Below are 1984 nucleotides of genomic sequence, written 5' to 3' on the forward strand. Positions count from 1 at the left end.
CGTGCAAAGACGTTCGCAAGCGTTGTTTTGGCAACGCCTGGGACGCCTTCAAGGAGCACGTGACTGCGTGTAAGAAGCGAAACAGTGAGTCGGCGGATTGGTTCTTCCTGCCCAATGAGGACCTTGCTCGCCTCTGATTGGATCTCAGAGTACAGCTGGGCGGGGTTAGTCATCGTCACCTTCTTTTTGTCCATCGTTCATAACTCCTGCCATCAATTTTCGAAGTTGATTCTGACTCCACTCAGGATACTTTCGGTGGAGATAGTCGGCGATATCATCATCCGTCGAACTCCCGATTGTCGTCTGTGATGTATCTGAAATCAATTCTTCAACGACAGTACGGTGGCGGGTTACTATCCCGATCACAGTAAGGCAGACTACGCTGACGAGAAGTTGCGCAATCGGCGTAGCACGAAGCCACAAGAGAAGCGAAACAAGCGGTGGCACGCTACTTGTGTGGCTGTAGTCGACGATGACATCAGAGCGTGTCGCAAAGATGTTCCTCACGAATTGTTGATTCCCCTCTCGTTCAGCCATCGCATTGATGAATATCGAGGGATCACTCACGACAACAACGGAGCCATTCCCGATCGACTCTCGTGTGACAACTGGTCGAGAACGGAGTGACTCGGAGTCATCAAGTTCGTGATTTCGATTGGAATCGATGTATGCGTACCCCGAGCTTCGAGCAAGAACAGTTGCATTACCAGCCTGGATTGACGTGCCGTGGTTGAGAGTAAGTCGGCCAACTCCCGAAAGGATAGACTCATTTTTGATTTCGGTTGCGACGGTGATGTTCGGGCTGCGATAGTAATTCGTCTCGTCACGAATGAGTTGCCCGTCAACTCGTGAAGAGGCACCAAGTGTGTTGAGAAGTGAGTTTGTATGAGGGTTGAAATCTTCAGCAATGACAAGGGTGCCACCATCGGAAACAAATTGTCTGAGTTGTTCCTGCTCGCTATCGGAGTAGGCAGTGTCCGGCGACAGTATCACAACGAGTGCATCTGGGTTGTTTGAGTAGCTAGTAATGTCCGATGTCGTTGAGAAGTCTGCCTCTGCTGTATCGGCGATGTCTTGGAGTTGCGTTGCGCCGTCCCATGCAGAATTGTACGCACTGAACGACGCAGTCGATGTTGAACCTGCAACAAGGATTGTGACGACGATTAGAACTGCTAATCCCCCGACCAACCAGCGGACATATTGCTCAGTATTTGCCATCAGTCAGAACACTCCTGGTGGAAGAATCTCCAAGATCCGCTGGACCACGATATAGCCGAAGGCAATCAATCCGAGAAGAATCACCCATAGAAGCCGGCGGCGCCACTGCGGTGTGACGTGAACAGGAGCCGTTAGTTCAACGTTGATGAGAAAGCCGATAAGCGAGATCACAAAAAACAGCTCTAGTTCAAGCGAGTCCAAAAGAGACAGAATAAGCGCAGCAACAAGCATCACTCCGACCTGGGCGTGGACGAAACGATGCCGCCGTGACGTGACCATGATGATTTCTGAGACTGGATGTATGTTCAAACTGTCGTCCTGTCCAAGGCGTTGCTATGTGTCCTCTGCAGGCTCCAGCGTATTGAGGACTTTGAGTGAGAGTTCGTCCGCAGAGAGTTCTCCACTTTGGTACTGTTGGAACCATTCGGCTTTCGCATACCAACTCCCGAATGGGGAATCTGGACTATCCAATACTGTTGCATTGAGTCGTTCAGCAGACCAGCCATCAGCAAGATGGCGGAAGAACCCGCCTGCAATTGACCCAACTTCACCTCCAACTGCTTGGTAGTTCTCTTCGTTGGAGATGTATATTAGTTGAATAGCTCGCTTCGAGGGAAACGCTTTGAGTTCTTCAACAGTGATTTCCTGTTCAGCAAGGTATGACTTGAACTCGAGTCCTTGTTGGATGAATGGAGAGGGCGTTCCTGTGGACGTTTCAGTGGCAGTAGACTGCGGTGAAGATTCAGCCCGTTTTCCCGAACTAGTG

Annotated in this window: 3 protein-coding genes and 1 pseudogene; all 4 read right to left on the bottom strand. The window is 50.6% G+C overall.

The features are described from left to right. Nucleotides 1-173 (bottom strand): annotated as a pseudogene (locus AUR66_RS22990) (AAA family ATPase); the annotation flags it as partial. Beyond that, on the bottom strand, nt 166-1218 hold the full coding sequence (locus AUR66_RS21530) for a DUF4350 domain-containing protein (RefSeq protein WP_157533241.1): 1053 nt from the start codon (nt 1216-1218) through the stop codon (nt 166-168). The gene AUR66_RS21530 and the pseudogene AUR66_RS22990, both read right to left, overlap by 8 nt. Before the next feature lie 3 nt (nt 1219-1221). Then, entirely contained in the window at nt 1222-1497 is a 276-nt protein-coding gene (locus tag AUR66_RS18570; protein WP_058573615.1) for a hypothetical protein, read from the bottom strand. A gap of 54 nt (nt 1498-1551) precedes the next feature. Next, the coding region (locus tag AUR66_RS22370; RefSeq protein WP_082682288.1) for a hypothetical protein at nt 1552-1984 on the bottom strand (433 nt) is incomplete at its 5' end.

The sequence above is a fragment of the Haloferax profundi genome (assembly GCF_001469865.1).
Lineage (GTDB): Archaea > Halobacteriota > Halobacteria > Halobacteriales > Haloferacaceae > Haloferax > Haloferax profundi.